A 14,426-nucleotide genomic window follows, 5' to 3' on the forward strand; every position below is an offset into this window, starting at 1 on the left:
ACGGTGTGCTCGGCTGCTCGGCTGCTCGGCTGCTCGGTTGGTCGGCGCGGTCGCGGTGGTCGTTCCGGACGGGAACGGTGTGCTCGGCTGCTCGGCTGCTCGGCTGCTCGGCTGCTCGGTTGGTCGGCGCGGTCGCGGTGGTCGTTCCGGACGGGAACGGTGTGCTCGGCTGCTCGGCTGCTCGGCTGCTCGGTTGGTCGGCGCGGTCGCGGTGGTCGTTCCGGACGGGAACGGCACGGCGGGTCGAAGCTCGGAGAACCTCCAACCGCCTCTATGCTGACCTCACTCAGTTCGCGGGCTGCTTGAGGGCATCGATATGCGAGCAATCGATGAGAGCGTGGCGGCACGATCGCCAGTCCCGAGCATGGTCTTGCTTCTCAGCAGCGACGGTTAAACGACGATCAGCCGAAGGGTTCCAACACATGCCCCGTAACAATCAGGGAAGCAAAGGGCCGAGGGGCACCGGAACGACCGTGGTCGCTAGCCCGCCCGTTATTCCCGCGCTGCCGATCCCAGTTGCGGGAGTGGCAGGCTCTCAGCCCGGCGGCGCGGGCGCCCTGAAGTCCTTCGGGATCGGAAGCCTCGAGAAAGAAATCGAGCAGAACCCGGACCGGTTCCGCATCATCGACATCGAGCTGACGGAGATCGTCGACAGCCCGATCAACCCGAAGCACCGGCAGGAGCTGGACGAGGACAGGCTCTCTGACATCCTGCCCAGTGTTCGCGAGTTCGGGGTCATCTCACCGATCCTCGTGTGTGAGCGCGCAGAGCTGATCAAGAACTCGCCACAACTCGACAGTGACACTGAGCAAGGCCACTACGTCATCCTCGCGGGACACCGGCGGCGGGCGGCCAGCACTCTGGCGGACCTCGAAGCCATCCCGGCGATCGTTCGCAACGAGTATGCGACTGCTCGCGCTCTCGCGCAGATCTTCCTGGTCGAAAACTCAGGCCGGCTGCAGCTGACCGAGCTTGAAGAAGCTGAGGGGTTCAAGCGCCTTTACGACGACGGGCTCAGCTACCAGGAAATCGTCGACACCGTCGGTGGCTCGGTGAAGAGCAAAAGCCAGGTGAGTCGTCGAATCTCGCTTCTCAAACTCACTCCTCTTGGCAAGGAACTTCTGAACACGCGGCAGATCACCGCGGATGGAGCACTCACGGTCCTTGCCGAGCTTCCCGATGACGAGAGCCGCGATAGGGCGTTGACCGCAGCCACAACCGGCGACATTGATGAGCGGCCGAGCCTTAAGGCCGCAGTAAAGCAAGAAGTTCGACGGCTGAGCGAGATTGCTGAAACCAAAGCGCTTCGCGAGCAAATCCAGCAGACCGGCCTGCCGGAAATCGACCCGAAGGAACACTGGGGTGACGATGGCTGGCAGCATCGCCTAGCTACTGACGAAGAGATCGATAGCGCTCGGGCAGAGAAAAACCTCGCCGGAGTCGCGATCGTCGATGGCGCGCTGCAGTACTTCAGCGTCGACCTCGCACCGGCGGTCAAGGCTGCCGTTGCCGAGTCGGAGGCGGCGAGCGACTCGGGAGAAAGCGACGAGATCGAGAGCGACAACTCGACTGCAGGCGCCTCCAAAACGAAGAGCGGCAAAAAAGAACCTGCACCAGTAGATCTGGAGCAGCAAAGGATCGTGCAAGAGCGCCGCCAAGCCCATCATGATTCGGCCGCTAAGCGGAAGCAGGCATGCCAGAAGATCGTCGCCGACTACAGCACGTTCAAGGACAACCAACGTCACGCGCTGATCGAGATTCTGACCGACGGGGTTCTCGCTGGCGGCGTAGACAAGGCGGTCCTTCGGCGCAGCGAGGTTGCACAGTGGACTGGGGCATCCGTCGCTACAGAGTTTGACCTGGGCGAGGTAATCTCCAGCGACCGTCCTCAGGCAAGTCGACTTGCCCTGGCTGCGACTCTCGCATCGATCGAGGCGCAAGCAGCAGACGAGCGCTACCTGGGCGGCCGGCCATGGCCCCCAGTCGTGGTCAGGTACATCACGCGGCTCGTTGAACTGGGATACCACAGCCTCTCGCCCTACGAAGAAGACAAGCTCCAGAACCTGTGAGCACCGTTCGACTCCTGCGTTCCAGTCTGGAACGCCGACCTGCTTGAAAGGGCCCCACAAATGACGGAAGCCACCTCTGTGATGAAGGTGTCCGCTCAAGAACGCCTCAGCCAAGCAGTAGCCAGGTACATCGAGGAGACGCCGCTTACAGCCCCAGTCGAGTTCGGCACTGTTGGGGAAGCCGGCTCGGCGGGCAAAACGACCGCGCTCGTAACCTACGCTGCACTGCTTGCTCAGCTCGGCTTCGAGGTCGAGGTTGTCGATCTCGACGGACAGGGCAATGCGAGCAAGCACTTTGGGATTGGCGTGAGCGACGGGCTCGATGACGGTGACAAAGGTGATGGTCTCTTGGTACTGGGCAAGGAGTACAGCCCAGGAGTGAAGTACCCAGCACCCCTTGTACTTGGTGACGCGCTGCTGCGTCGCAAAGCTCAGTTTCCCGGCGAAGACGAGCCTCGTGCAATCACCCTCGATGACATTCGCCGGTGCGCGTACAACGAGTCCGGGATTCCGGGGTATGGAGTTGTCGTTCCGAGCAGCGATGCGAACACCATTGCCTGGCTCAAGCGGATTCACATCTATCCCAACGGCCCCTCCTACGTTACAGGCGAGAAGATCGACTTCTATCGCGACGAAGCCGAACTCGCCGCCTCAGACCCGCTCGCTGGAATGCTCCTCAGCCGCCGCATGGATAAGGTCCAGTCGGCTCCTCACTTCCGCGGCTACGACTTGCACGGAACCAAGTCGATGTCCATGATGTCCGCACTGGTAAGGCTGAAGCGAGCGATCAACTGCGTCCTTCTCGACGACAAGACAACAGGCGTTGACCTCACGCATCTGAAAGAGACGATCACTTCAATCCAGGAGTACAACCCAGATCTCCGTCTGTCGATGATCCTGCCTTGTCGAGTGAAAGCGTCATCCCAACGCGGCAAATTTGGCCAGGAGATGCTTGATCGGCTCCGCAAGCGCCATGGCGAGATCGTTCCTGACGTCGAGATCCGTGAAGCAGTCACCGTCAGCGAGGCCTACAACGGGCGCGAACCGCTTCCGATGTGGGTGCCCAGGGACCCGGTGACAGACGACTTCCGGAACTCCCTCGCTTGGGCGTTCGAGAACGGGGTATTCGCGCCCTAAGCCCCAACCAGCTTCGAGAGATCACCGCAGTGGTGATCGACGCACAACACCACACCGATAGACATCGCGATGCCGCGGCCTTGATTCCAGAGGCCGCGGCATCGCGATGTCTGGGATGTCTCTGCTCCCCCACGCTTGCCTGCAACCACCTGGCGGCGAAAGTGTAGGTGGCTGACTTCCAACTCTCGGACGTAGCGTCCTGCCACGAAATTCGCCATCACTCCCTGCCACTCCCCCAGTCTGTGCGGGTAGGCACCACCCTGGCTGATGCGAACAAGTAGCCCGCAGTCGAGATACTTAGCCCCGGAGGCTCTCCTCACGTTGCGCGCGCGCACCCGCCCGCCCGCGCGGGCGCGCGGGCGCGCGCGCGCGACTATACAGCACTGACGGCAACATTGCTACTGCGGACAATCCGGAATCTAGTGCGGCGTACAACCCCCCAGCTTCGCCACTGGCTAGCGAAGAGGGCTCCAAGAGGGTCCGAACGACCCGAGAGAACCTGGGAGGCTGCTAGCGCATCTGAGAGCGACACGCCGAGGGGGGTTGTGATCGCGTTGAGGGGCGAGATGTTGTAACTTCTCGGGTATGACGTTGCACGTTCCATCCAAGGAAGCACGAGGAAAGCTCACGCAGCTCCTTGATGCGGTCGAGGCTGACGGTGAGCACGTCATGATCTCGCGCTGGGGCCGCAAAGCCGGCACGGTGATGGTCCCGCAATCTTGGTATGCCCGAGCGGAGCTCGGGCTGAAGATGCTTGAAGCCGTCCAGGCCCTGAAGGGCGGACATGAGACGAATGACGTAGTGCAGGTGTTGGCGATGTTTGCTGAGTTACCTGCCGAAGAGGAGGTACAAGAAGCCTCGTAAACACCACAGAGGCGGCCCCTCTAGGAGAGGCCGCCTCGGCGGATGTAGTGGGGAGACGACTGGACCTCGTCTCCGCTTGCGTCCAACAAGGCCGGTTGGGAAGCCGACCTAGCTGAACCACGCCCCAGTTCACCGCTGGTTCGTGTCACGCACCCGAGTGGTCTGCTCGGGCCAATTGAACAGGACTTTTAACTTGTCTAACCCCGAGTCACCACTCGGGCAGCTTTGGCATCCCTCAAGGGGGCCTCTGCTGTGTTGAGTGTACCTTGTGCACGGCTGTCACTCCAGCGTGGCGGCCGAGTGTTGCCCGTGTGGGCTAGTTTCTGCTGGTCAGAGACATCTGACTTCGACTGTGATCTCTGCGGAAATGATCATCGGAGGCGAAACCAAGCTCCGAATTTCCTTCCGCACTCGCGATTCAGGCGAGTTGATGACGTCATCCAGCATGGGTCGGCCGGGCGATGACGGCGACGTTGTTGGACGTTGTCCCTGATCAGAGCTCCTCGAAGGGATCGACGGGCCACCACTCCCCCGGTGTTGTCTGGAAGACGCTGAGCGCCGGAATGGTGGCGCCGGACCGCCGGCGATCGGTCAAGGTGATGGGCGAGAGCGGCAAGTACCGCCGGTGGCCTGTCCCACTGCAGGCGAAGCTGCCGAGCCGGCCGACCGCGGCGCTGTTGTTCGACCACGACGGCCGCACGCAGTGGCTTGGGATCGATCTGGATCCCGTGTCCACGAGTTCCGAGACGACCTTGGCCGCAGGCGCGGATGTGGCGTCGTTGCTGATCAGAGCCGGTTTTCGGCCGATCGTCGATCGGTCACCTCGGGGAGGTGTTCACGTTTGGGCTCGGTTGGCGAGGGCTGAGCCTGTGGAGATCGTGGGGCCACTGCTGCGTGCGTTCAAGTCGTGGATGGCTGAGCGGCACCCGGGTGTGCAGCTCGACCTGGCGCCGATGTTCAACCCGAAGCAAGGCTGCTTGAGCTTGCCGGCCTCACCATGCCGGGGCGGCGGTCACCGGGAGTTGGTGACGCCCCTGTCGGCCGCGGTCCAGGCGCTCGACGGCCCGGTGTCGAGCGGCGCGCTCGAGCGCCTGGCCGTCGAGCTCGACGTCGGCCTTGGTCAGTTCGACTTCGCTCCCCCGCTGATCAGCACCAACAGCGAAGACGAGCCGGTCGTGCCCTCGGCTTCAGGGCCTCGGCCGCTCAAAGCAGCTGCGCTGGAGTACCTGACCCGCGGCGAGCTCGGCAACTACGCCGGCCGCAGCGAAGCTCGCCGCGCGGCGATCCTCCACGTCGTCTGGCAAAGCTGGACCTTCGTCGGCCTTCGCGAGAACGTCGAGAACGGCACCTTCCGCGGTCTGGCCGACGACGTCAACCGCCCCACCAAACGCGGACTGAGGTACCTGGAGCAGGAGTGGAACCGTGCAGCCGAAGCTGTCCGGAAAGCCCTCGCCGAAAGAGCCGAAAATGCCGCAGAACACGAATTCCGGGATTCCGCACACACTTACAGTTTTTTACACGGGGGGGTACCTAAGGGGACTGGGGGAAATTCGCACTGGACGCACCGCTGGCTGCAATCGGCGGAGGGGTGGGCTCGGCAGAACTACCAGGGATCTCGGTTCTTGACCGTCGCTGCTGTCCTGCATGGGATTGCGTGGCTGGCGTTGCTGCAGAGCGACTCGGAGTCGGATCGTTTGCGGGTAGCGGAGCTACCCGTGCGGAGCCTTCGGCTGGTGACGGGGCTGATCGGCATCGAGACGATCGCCGAGGTGCTGAGGGACTTGCAGGACGCGGTCGGGTCGCCGGTGCTGCTGATCGAGTCGGGCGCGGGTACGGCCCGGGGCAGCCGGTACTACCTGCGGCAGATCGCGTCGGCTGAGACTGAATTCTTGCAGGTCAAGCAACACTTGGGCGCACTGGCCCCGGTGTGGGCGGTGCTGGGGCTAGCTCCGTGGCGGGTGTACAGCGTGCTCGAGCGCAGCGGCCGGCAGAGCACGGCGGCGGAGCTGGTGGAGCTCTCCGGCCTGGGCAAATCCGCGGTGTACGACGCACTACGGCAGCTGCGCGAGCACGGCCTGGTCGAACTCAGCGGGATCGCGGTGGGCGCGACCTCGGTGGCTGACGCTGGCCACGCGGTCGGCGCGGACCAGCTCTATGCCGACGCGCTGCAGCGGATCCGTGTCGAGCGCGAGCAGTGGAAGAAGCTGCTGGCCAGCTGGCAGGACGCGGCAACCGTCAGGTTTGTGGCGCCGGAGGACGTTCCCGGCCCGGCCGAGCGTGATGACTTCGACGACCTGACGGTTGCCGAAGCCCTGGGCCCGGTGCCGTGGGAACTGCTACTGGATCGCGAGCCGCCGGAGGATCCCTACGCGCGGACGACGGTTGAGGATCGGGTTCTCGATCTCCTGGAAGACATGCTTGGAGCGGTCGAGTTGGGCCCGGAGCTCCCAGCTGAGCTGCGGGCGATGGAGGCGTTCGAGCGAAGTTCGCCAGCAAGATCCGGCCACTCCGTGTGATCGGCAGAGTCGACGGGAGCGGGTTCACTTCACCTGTTCACTTCACCCCACCGGGAGGGGGCTGCCCGCGTGTAGGCGCAGGCGAGAGGGGGTGGGGCAGGTGAGGTGAACAGGTGAAGTGAAGTGACACGAAGACTCGCAAAAACTACAGAGCGTGAATGCCTCGGTTTGGTGGGCGGGTCGGCCCGAAACGGGGTGGACGTCAGCAGGCGACTGCGCGGTCCTGATCGGACGCGCAGAGGTCTATCGACTTCGGCCGGCGGTGGCAGGGGGGTGCCGGGTTGTGCCGTTCCAGTCTGGAACGGCACCCGGGGGCGGAGGCCGTTCCAGACTGGAACGGCTGTGGGCGCGAAGCGGCGTTCCCGTCCGGAACGGCATCGAGCGCGAGGTGCGTCGGCGGCTTGGCACGTCGAGGCGATCGGAGAGGAGTGGCCGCGGTGGGGAATCCGGGGATGGCGGTGAACAGCTCGCCGCGTCGAACGAGCCGATGGCCCGGACGGGAGCCGTCCGGGCCATCGGGGTGGTGATCGTTTCGGCGGTGCGCGGCGGCGCAGAATTTACGGCGTGATGAGTTGCCGCGTGGTGACCAGCTCGGTGGCCAGGTGCATGTTGGCCGCGGCCGCGGAGGGTGAACGGCGGCCGAGACCGCACGCGGCGCCGAGCGCCACAACCCGGCTTCCAAGAGTGCTGATGGCGATCTGGGCGGCAATAGCGGTCGCGCTGGGATGGTTTTCCGCGACAATTCCAGGAATGACGCTGATGCCATCCTGGAGGTTCTTCAGCGGTCGGTAGAATTGCGGATCTGTCGGAGGCTCCGCATTTCCGTGGCACATGGGGATGTGGACGGGGGGCATTGGCTGGTCTTGGCTGATGAGTGCGGTGTTGAGGGCGTTCAGGAATAGAACCGCGGCGTCGAGATCTGTCGGTGTGAAAAGCGGCTGGTGTTCCAAATCGCCGTAGCACAAGTGCAGGATCCAGCTTGCCCGGCCGGCCGCCGAGAGTACTTCGGCGACCTGGTGCACGAGCTGAGTCGTCAGCGCTGGCCACTCCTCGCGTGGGGTGCGGTGGTAGCTGGCCAGGACGGCGGGGCTTTCCAGCTGCAGCTGCAGCCGCTCGCCCCAGGTGTCCACGAGGTCGACGACTTCGCTGATCAGGGATTTCTGCATCGCCGGCATCCATTGGTGCGCCGCTGCGGGTGAGCCTGCCGCGAACATCGCCCGGTCCAGCGAGTTCGGCACGCTGACCTGCACCCGGGCGGGAACCGGGCGGGCGGCGGCGAGCCGGTCGTGGGCTGCGATCGCGTCGGCGGTGTGCTGGTGACGGCCGAGAGCGAGGTCGTGCGGGTTGAGCTCGTGGCCCGGGCGGATGCGGTGCGAGGGGATGTCGTCGTAGCCGCGGCTGGCACCGGGTCGGACCTGCTCGAGGGCGTCGACGTGAACCAGCTGATCAAGCCAGTCGATGATCCAGCGCGAGTCGGGCTCGAACGGCAGCGCTGTGAGCGTCGCGCCCGCGCTGTGGTCGAGCAGCCAGCTCATCGCGCGGTCCGGATCGCCGCCGACCGCGGGCGGGACCGAGCCCACGAGATGGAGCGCCAGCGGGGGAGCGGGCAGCGGGCGACGTGCGTCGTCGGCGGGTGGTGCTGCAGGTGACATCGGAACTCCTGGTCTGACAACAGGAAGCGACGCTTCTGATCGATGAGAAGCCGCTGATCAGAGGCCGTTTCGGGCCTGCTACCTGCGGCGTCGCCGACCTGGCCCAAGTGCGTCCGGGGCGGTCGGTGTGACTGGGAACCCTCTTGATCAGGAGCGAGAGCTTCACGTAACGTGGCAACAGTAACGTTACTGTAGAGACGTAACTGATTGGAGGGAGGGGCCGTGATCAGCGAAAACACGATTTCACCCGCCGCGGGCATCGCTCGCACGCCGCGGCCAGAGCTGCTGGGAGCGCCAGCGCGGCCCCGAGACCTGCCGAGTTGCCCGACCGTGCGGAGGAGCACTACCCATGACGACGTTGTTCGCTGAGCCGGAGGTCGTTCCGCCGCGCATCAACGGGCACCCGCGTCCGGAAGCCACGGACCTGGATGCCGACCTGCAGCTGCCTCGGCAGAGGTTCTTCCGCCGGTCGCCGGCCCCGCCCACGGGCGAGACCAGGCGCGTGCGCAAGCTGCGCAAGAAGCTTGCCGAGCACACCGCGATCAGCACCTTCATGGACGACCGGAACTGGACCGAGGCGGACACGCCCCGCGTCCTGACCGAGCGTTCCAAGGCCGCCGAGGCGGCGAAGCTGCAGAGGCTGCTGCACGACACCAACCGTCGTGCACTGTCGACCGCGCGCTGGCGCACCGCCATCACCTACGCCGCCGGCGCGGGCCTGGTGCTGAGCCTGTTCGTGTCCACGGCGAACGTGCACGACACCGTCGCCGGTGGCGCTCCCGAGGGCAGCGGCAAGTGGTGGTTCGCCTGGACAGTCGAGCCGGCCATCGCCCTGCTGATGCTGTCGCTGTTCGCCTTCCAGGCGTTCATGGCCACCCGTGGCGTGCACGTCGACGATCCAGCGGTCAAGCGAACCGAAAAAGCGTTGCTGGCAACCACCTTCGTGCTCAACACCTGGCACCACCTGCCGTTCGTGGCCGACAGGTTCGACTTCGTCGAACTCGTCAGCCACGGGGTGTGGCCACTGCTTGCGGTGCTGATCGTGACCTGCGTGCCGCGGATGTGGGCGTACTTCGGCTACCTCGACCACGGCGGCCTGCTGCCCGCGGATCCGCACCTGCGGGACAAGCTCGAAGTCGCCCGGCAGTGGATCGCAGACGGTGTCCTGCCAGTCAGTCCCGGCAGGAAAGAACTTGAGCGGACCTACCGCGAGCACGGCATGAAGGTCGGCACCGGGATGGTCCAGCGGGTCCACCGCTGCCTCAACGGCCGCACCGAACTTCTCTGATCAGCAACGACCGGCCAACCCAGGAGGTGAACCAGATGACCACCGAAACCACCGACGTCACAGACGAGTCCACCACGGACAGTGCAACACCGTTGGCCCGCAACGTGTTCGAGAGCACCCCGCTCCCGGCCGAAGACGACTCGGCATTGGCACAGGAGCCGGAGGCCACGACCACTTCGGCAACGACGGCGGCGGAGAAGGGCAGGGACGGCAAGGCCGAGACCACGACTGCGTCGCAGGGAATCTCGGCCTCAAGGTTGCTCGGCTGGTCGGCTCCCGTTGTGGCGCTCGTGGCAGGCGGCGCGATGTGGGCGGTATCCCCGCTTCTCGCGCTCGGCGTGTTCGGCGGAACCGCGGCGGTTGGCGGCGCCGGGCTGGTTGCGCACCGGATGATGCGCAACCGCAAGGGATCCGGCGCCCGGACATCGTCGCCCTCGCCCCGGGCCATCGGGCGGGGCCGGGGACCGCTGTCGCGGTCCCGGTCCGGCGCGGCTCCACGCGGGAGCAGCGGGTCCGGCGGCCGCGGCCTGACCGGCCGAGGCGGTGGCAGCGCGCGGCGGCCAGGACCAGGCAGGGCCGCTGGTGCTGGCACGGGACGCCGGTCGTTGATGAGCAGGTTGACCCCGGCGCGTGCGCGTGCCGCACGAGCGTCCGCGACACCCGCATCAACGACCGGACGGGCCGGGCGACGTCAGGCCAGCGGCGCCGCGACCGGTGGCACCGGACGGCGCAGGTTCGGACGGCGCAGTTCCGGCGGCGCCGCCGGGAGCAGCGGAGCGGGACGAGGACGCTCGGCGGCCGGCCGCAAGGCCACGTCCGGCGGGCGCAAGGGATCCGGGACCGCCTCGACGTCCGGCACCGGACGTGGATCCGGGGGACGCGGCAAGTCCGGCTCGGGCAACAAGAACACGGGACGCCGTCACCTGTGGCCGTTCCGCGGGCGCGGCAAGGGAGCCGCGGCCGAGGACGCCGGCGATCGTTCGCGTGGACGACGCCGACGTCGACGGGGCCGCGGGAAACCCGGTCAGGACACGAACACGAACCCGGAGACCAAAAAGGACGACACCGCTGATCAGACAGGACGCCGACGCCGCCGATGGTGGCGTCGCAAGCGGAGCAAGGAAGCCGAGGGCGCAAAACCGCAACCAGACAAGTCCGGCTCGGACAGTGAAGCCAAACCGGACCCGGACAAAGGCAACCGCACCCGTCGCCGTCGGCGGCGCCGCCGGGGCAACTCGGCGCGCGACAAGGACTTTCCGTTCGACGACGCCGGATTCTCCAATCCGCCGCTCAACCCCGCTGATGAGAGCTCGCGACGGAAATCGCGCACCGGCAAGGAGAAGCCGGCCTCGGCGCCGAAGGACACGCCAGCCTCGGAGCAGCCGCCCGAGGCACCGAAGCCAAAGGCGGCCCCGAAGCCGGTTGAGGAAGCCGACTTCGACGACCAGGGACACCCCGCCACACCAGCACCACCGCGACCGCAACCCGCAGTCGCGACCGGAACAGATGGAAGGAGCAGTGCGATGGAGACCGACATCGGAACGACCGGATTGGCCGCCCAGGAAGACCCGTCGACCCACACGACGACAGCGTCCGCGTTCGGCGACGCCGCGGACAACGCGCGGTCGTCGGCGACCCAGTTCACCGAGAAGGAGCGGAACCTGCGGCTGCAGGCCGGTCTTCTCTCCGACAAGCCGGACATGGCCGAGGCACAGCAGCGCTTCTCGCAGGAGGCCACCGCCGCGGGTGAGACCGCGGACCTGCGCACCGGCATGGCCGCGGGCTACGACGCCCTCGGGGCCGTGAGCCGCGGCAAGGCCAGCTAAACCCCATGGTCCTCGAGCGGGGCCGCGGCCGCGAGCTGACTCCTCGCGGTCGCGGCGCCCTGATACATCGATTGGAGGTAGAAACCCGTGCTCCCGTACAAAGTTGTCTTCACGTGTGGCGCAGGCGTGTTGACGCTGGCGTTCGGGATGCTGCCGGCCATCTTCGAAGCGCCGCCGCTGGCCGCCGTCGCGATCACAGCCGTGTTCGCGGCTGTGTGCGTGCTGATCGCGGACCGTCTGGTGCACGGATCCCGCCTGACCCGGGGATGGTCGTACAAGGTCAAGGTGCTCGCCACGCGCTTCATCGCCGCGGGTGCCACGGTGTTCGTTGCGGCTGTGCTCGTCCTGCAGCTGATCGGGATCCGGTGGTGGGCGGTCTGGTTGATGGGCCTGGCCGCGACGATGCTCGTGGAGACGGGCGTCGCAGCAGCACTGGAGTACTACTGGTTCCGGCTGCAGCCGAAAGTGAAGCCGGAGTCCGAACCCAAGCCGGAGAACTCGGTGGGAGCAGCTGCGCCGTCGGGCGTTACAGCTGTGTCGCACGAGGTTGTGCGCACCGCCGGCTCAGCGGTGACCGTGCTCGAGCGGGCCGACCTCCAGCTCGATCACACACAGCTGCTGTTCAAACGCGCGCTGACCGAAGCCGGGTTCGGATGGCTGGCACAGCAGGGATACAAGCCGATTCACGACTTCGGCGCGAAGTTCCAGGTGCAGGTGCCTCCAGAGCGGCTCGCCCTCGCGGGCAGCGACACGAGCAAGGCGTCGCTGCCCACGTCGGCGGCCGAGCCGATCGCGATCGCGCTTGCCCACGTGATGCGCATGCCCTTGCAGTCGAAGTGGGTGAACATCCGCAAGGAGCCCGCCGCCGGCGCCTACTCGATTTCCGTGGTAACCCAGGACGTCACCGGCCGGCTGTACCCGTACGAGGACTGCCTGGAGTGGGCTTCGCTGCGCGACCCCGCGCGGGTCGGATTCGGCCTGGACACCGAGCCGGTTTTCCTTCCCCTGCGCCAGCACGGCCAGCACATCGGACAGACGCGGTCGGGAAAGTCGTCACTGATCAACACCCTGATCGCCTACATCACCCGCTGCCGCGATGCCGTGCTGTGGGTGTGCGGCACGGAGAAGCTCTACGACCTGGTCATGGGTTGGCTGGAGATCTACCTGGGGACCGACTTCGACCTGCCGTTCGACTGGGTCGCCAACGGCCCGCAGGACACGGTGGACATGCTGTGCGCGGCGATGGGCGTGGCGCGGTACCGCCAGTCGCAGCCGCTGTCGCAGCGCACCGCCTGGCCGACCGTGATCGTGCTGATGGACGAGGCGTCGTTCGCGCTGCGAAACAAGAGCGTGCGTGGTGTCTACAACGGACAGAGCTACTACGCCGCGCAGATGGGCGCGATGATCGGCCAGGGCGCCGGTTCGGGAGAGGTTTTCCTGCACTACGCCACGCAGCGCGACACCAACGATCAGCTCGGCGACCAGGGTGGCGACCTGCAGGCTCAGGCGGGGTTCACCACCGCGTTCCGGATCAAGGACCTGGCCACCATCGGGCGGCTGATGGGTGACTACAAGCTGGAAGTCCCCCGGCACAAGGGCGAGTTCTGGCTCGACGACGGCGACGGCAACTACCCGCAGCTGGTCAAGGCTCCCTACATTCAGGAGGTCGACCCCACCAAGGACAAGCTCCACAGTGGACTCACTCTGTCGGACGTCGCCTGGGCCCGGCGGAATTTCGTGCGCCGTCTCGACGCGGGCTCGGCGGCTGCCGCCGGACCGAAGTACGCCGCACGCCACACCCGCTACACCCCGGCGTTCCAGGCGTACCTGACCGGTGCTCCGTGCATCGCCCCGGCGCGAGCGGTCGGACCGAGCGAACCGCTGAAGCCCACGACCCCAGCCGCCCCGGCCCGGCCGACGGAGCCGTTGACCGGCGGGGCCGGCGGCGGGCTGGCGGTGGCGGTGGCGGTCGAAGCCTCCCCGGAGGCGGTCGCCCGGCTCGCCCAGATGGCCGGAGTCGACCTGACCAAGATGAGCGCGGCCGAACAAGCCGGATTCGCCACAACCGTGGCCGAAGTCGAGCAGCAGTACGGATCCTTCGACGCGTTCCTGCAGGCGCAGACCGGGACCGCGGCAGCGACGCCGAGCCCGGCGCCGCAGTACACGCCGCAGCTGGCGCCGAAGACGCGAGCCGATCGGATCGTCGAGATCGTGGCCGACGCCGATACACAGCCCGTGCGCCGTGCGGTGATCCTCGCCGCGCTGCGCGCGGACGGTGACCCGGTGACGTCAGAGCCCAGCTTCCAGAACGGGCTGGCCAAGCTCGTGGACGCCGGACTGCTGATCAAGGTCGACACCGGGCTGTACGCAACCCCGGATCGCCACGACAGCCGCGAAACCGCATGACCGCGCCACTGAACCCAGCCCCTCACCACCGATGGGAGAAAGCCATGATCGAGCACCGCCAGCGTGATGTGTACGACCGTCTCGATGACGACCTGACGCAGGAAATCCTGAAGAACAAGGGACTTCGGGAGTCTCACGCCACCAACCCGGATTACCGGCGCCTGTTTGATCGGCGGGTCAACGCGCTCACCGGGACACTGCTGCGGTTCCAGGAGAACGTGCCCCGGCTGCGTGAGATCGACGACGAGCTGAAGCAGGCCCGCGACGACTTCGCCGACGCGCGCCGAGACGAGGCCTCGGTCGGTGTGGGCCGGCTTTTCCTGCTGGGGCTACTGACCCTGGCAGGGCTGACGCTCGCGCTGGCTGGCCTGTTCGGCGGATGGGTGTGGCCGATCACGCTGATCGGAGCGCTCGCCGCCGGTGGTGGCGGGTTGCGCCTGTACGTGCGAATCCAGTTCAAGCGCGACTCCGCCGACGACCGCGATGACGCCGCAGGCGACGTACAGCGGTTGCTCGCCGAGAAGCGACAGCTCCTGCCGCAGCTGCAGCAGGAGGCCCAGGAGGCGCCACTGCCGGTCGCGCCCGACGGCACGGTCCCGCTGTTCGCGCGGCAGGACACCGGCGACGCCGAGGACACGGTCCTCGCGGCGCAGCGGTGAATCCCTGCA

General features: G+C 66.5%; 10 protein-coding genes. 8 read left to right on the forward strand and 2 right to left on the reverse strand.

Annotated features, from left to right (window positions below; genetic code table 11):
• The first annotated feature begins 524 nt into the window (after nucleotides 1-524).
• From QQ657_RS08940 to QQ657_RS08955, 4 genes are all read left to right on the forward strand, one after another.
• Nucleotides 525-2,069, forward strand: a complete 1,545-nt coding sequence (locus QQ657_RS08940; RefSeq protein ID WP_284741637.1) for a ParB/RepB/Spo0J family partition protein — start codon at nucleotides 525-527, stop codon at nucleotides 2,067-2,069.
• 60 nt (nucleotides 2,070-2,129) lie between these two features.
• Nucleotides 2,130-3,206, forward strand: a complete 1,077-nt coding sequence (locus QQ657_RS08945; protein ID WP_091628530.1) for a ParA family protein — start codon at nucleotides 2,130-2,132, stop codon at nucleotides 3,204-3,206.
• Nucleotides 3,207-3,791: 585 nt separating this feature from the next.
• A complete protein-coding gene (locus QQ657_RS08950; protein WP_091628532.1) occupies nucleotides 3,792-4,070 on the forward strand; it encodes a type II toxin-antitoxin system Phd/YefM family antitoxin in 279 nt (92 codons plus the stop codon).
• A 461-nt stretch (nucleotides 4,071-4,531) separates the two neighbouring features.
• Nucleotides 4,532-6,586, forward strand: coding sequence for a helix-turn-helix domain-containing protein (locus QQ657_RS08955; RefSeq protein ID WP_284741638.1), 2,055 nt, complete (start codon nucleotides 4,532-4,534; stop codon nucleotides 6,584-6,586).
• Nucleotides 6,587-7,143: 557 nt separating this feature from the next.
• Here QQ657_RS08955 and QQ657_RS08960 read toward each other — a convergent pair.
• Nucleotides 7,144-8,238, reverse strand: coding sequence for a hypothetical protein (locus QQ657_RS08960; RefSeq protein WP_284741639.1), 1,095 nt, complete (start codon nucleotides 8,236-8,238; stop codon nucleotides 7,144-7,146).
• Between the two features lie 349 nt (nucleotides 8,239-8,587).
• Here QQ657_RS08960 and QQ657_RS08965 point away from each other — a divergent pair, with 349 nt between their 5' ends.
• On the forward strand, nucleotides 8,588-9,526 hold the full coding sequence (locus QQ657_RS08965; protein WP_284741640.1) for a hypothetical protein: 939 nt from the start codon (nucleotides 8,588-8,590) through the stop codon (nucleotides 9,524-9,526).
• A 691-nt stretch (nucleotides 9,527-10,217) separates the two neighbouring features.
• Here the strand turns inward: QQ657_RS08965 and QQ657_RS08970 are convergent.
• On the reverse strand, nucleotides 10,218-10,385 hold the full coding sequence (locus QQ657_RS08970) for a hypothetical protein (RefSeq protein ID WP_284741641.1): 168 nt from the start codon (nucleotides 10,383-10,385) through the stop codon (nucleotides 10,218-10,220).
• A gap of 664 nt (nucleotides 10,386-11,049) precedes the next feature.
• Here QQ657_RS08970 and QQ657_RS08975 point away from each other — a divergent pair.
• From QQ657_RS08975 to QQ657_RS08985, 3 genes are all read left to right on the forward strand, one after another.
• On the forward strand, nucleotides 11,050-11,352 hold the full coding sequence (locus tag QQ657_RS08975) for a hypothetical protein (protein WP_284741642.1): 303 nt from the start codon (nucleotides 11,050-11,052) through the stop codon (nucleotides 11,350-11,352).
• Nucleotides 11,353-11,478: 126 nt separating this feature from the next.
• Nucleotides 11,479-13,758 (forward strand): dihydrolipoamide acetyltransferase family protein, encoded by a 2,280-nt coding sequence (locus QQ657_RS08980; protein ID WP_284741643.1) that lies wholly within the window; start codon nucleotides 11,479-11,481, stop codon nucleotides 13,756-13,758.
• A gap of 44 nt (nucleotides 13,759-13,802) precedes the next feature.
• Nucleotides 13,803-14,417, forward strand: a complete 615-nt coding sequence (locus QQ657_RS08985; protein WP_284741644.1) for a hypothetical protein — start codon at nucleotides 13,803-13,805, stop codon at nucleotides 14,415-14,417.
• Nucleotides 14,418-14,426 lie beyond the last annotated feature (9 nt).

This window comes from Amycolatopsis ponsaeliensis (assembly GCF_030182635.1).
Lineage (GTDB): Bacteria > Actinomycetota > Actinomycetes > Mycobacteriales > Pseudonocardiaceae > Amycolatopsis > Amycolatopsis ponsaeliensis.